The sequence below is a fragment of the Massilia sp. LXY-6 genome, from assembly GCF_051233485.1.
Classification (GTDB): Bacteria; Pseudomonadota; Gammaproteobacteria; order Burkholderiales; family Burkholderiaceae_D; genus Telluria.
This window is the reverse complement of the sequence record NZ_JBKFGF010000099.1, coordinates 1-1705: the sequence shown is the minus strand read 5'-3', so window position 1 is coordinate 1705 and position 1705 is coordinate 1. Positions and strand designations below refer to the sequence as shown.

Genomic DNA, 1705 nt, shown 5'->3' with positions numbered 1-1705 from the left:
TGATTTCTCAAGGGTCGCTCACTCAAAATACTGACCGTTACTCATTGCTGAGCAACGTTATACTTTTTGTGAACATTTGATAATTTAAGCATTCAGCAGCGCTCAGTTAAAAAACTTCGCGACTGCTGGCACTTCATCAAACGCCCACACTTATCGACTGTTGATTGTTAAAGAACTTATTCGGTACTGCCTTGCTGCATTCTGCGAATCGTTTTGTTCGTCAGCAGCATAGGAGGAAGATTATGCCGTGTTTCGCTTAACTCGTCAACCCCTCGTTTTTCTTCAGCGCACTCGGTGTTATCAAAACACCTAGCTCAACTACTTGATTTCGTTCAGCTTTTCTCGCGCTGCAGAAGCAGGAGGCGAACTATAGCAAACCGACCAGCTATCGCGCAAGAGGTGTTCACGCACTCCCTATAAAAAACGACAGATTGGAAGACATGCCGTGTTGCAATGACTCCTGGGCAGCTTGGCTGGTTCAATCGTGCGTCCGGTTGAATACGGTCGTGTTTGACGTTACTGTCATCCCATGGACGATCAATCTTCTCAACAACAGAAAAACGACCAGGAAATGCGCGACATTATCGAAGAAGCGCGCTGCATCCTTCCCGGCCTCCAGGCAGTGTTCGGTTTTCAGACAATTGCGGTATTCAATGAACGGTTCACGGATCTCGAGACTTACGCGCAGACCTGTCACTTGGTAGGGCTGGGTTTGATGGTGCTGGCGATGGCGATGCTGATGACGCCCGCGGTCTACAACCGCGCCCAGCATGGTCGTGCGACTTCGCGGATGCTGCGCACTTCCCGCAAGAGTATTCGCGGCGGCCTGATACCGCTAGCTGTCGGACTATCGCTCGATATGTTGACGGTGATGTCGCTTGCAACTGACAGGCTCTCCCTCAGCATCGCTGCCGCGGTTGCCACTCTGTTGCTGTTTATGGGACTCTGGTATCTCGTGCCACGAAGCGATCCCATCCAGGTTAACGAACCGCGTTCCTGATTACTTACGGCAGTGCGGGGCGTTGTGTGAGGAGCCGAACAGATGAGAGCGCTTGCAACTGGATAATACCTGCATGGCCGGCGCATCAGATGCAGTGCCGGAAGGATTCCAGAACTGGGCGACACTCGCTTACCCGAAGTTCCGATATCGGGGGGAGCACAGAAGGTGGCGAGTGTAAGCCCAGCCGTTCATGCAGCGGCGATCATGGCAGCGATGCGCGAGCGGACTGTGTTCCTCCGACGCCGGCCATCCCTCTGCACACGGCTGGATGACGCGTACATGTGATCGCGACGGATATTCTTCGCGCTGCATGGATCGTCATCGCAGCGCCCGCCGGCTGGCGCGCATACGCGAGGCCGACGGGCGTGTCTGAAGCAAGCTCAGTCAAGTCGTGAGTTTGCGAACTCCGAGAAGATCACGATACCGGCGGATACCCTTCGATAGCCCGGCTGATTGACCTGCCGATTGCGCGAATCAATCCGTTGGGCGTTCGACACCAGCTCGGCATCGCACTCAACAATCCCACCGACCTTCACGCTGGCAAAGCCTCGACGCCTGCATTGTGCTCGAGCAGCCGCATCGCACGCTAGAAAGCAAAAAGCCCGCCCAGACTTAACTGGGCGGGCTCTGCTGAATAATTAGCCTGACGATAACCTACTTTCACACTGGTTGCAGCACTATCATCGGCGCAAAGTCGTTTCACGG

At 54.4% G+C, this 1705-nt stretch carries 1 protein-coding gene; it reads left to right on the top strand.

Annotation, left to right across the window (positions count from 1 at the left end; genetic code table 11):
- Positions 1-529: 529 nt before the first annotated feature.
- A complete protein-coding gene (locus ACI48D_RS25980; RefSeq protein ID WP_435574129.1) occupies positions 530-1000 on the top strand; it encodes a DUF6328 family protein in 471 nt (156 codons plus the stop codon).
- Positions 1001-1705: the final 705 nt, after the last annotated feature.

Bases quoted from the DNA above. Each gene is read 5' to 3' on its own strand.
- ACI48D_RS25980 (WP_435574129.1), top strand. From the start codon at position 530: ATGGACGATCAATCTTCTCAACAACAGAAAAACGACCAGGAAATGCGC.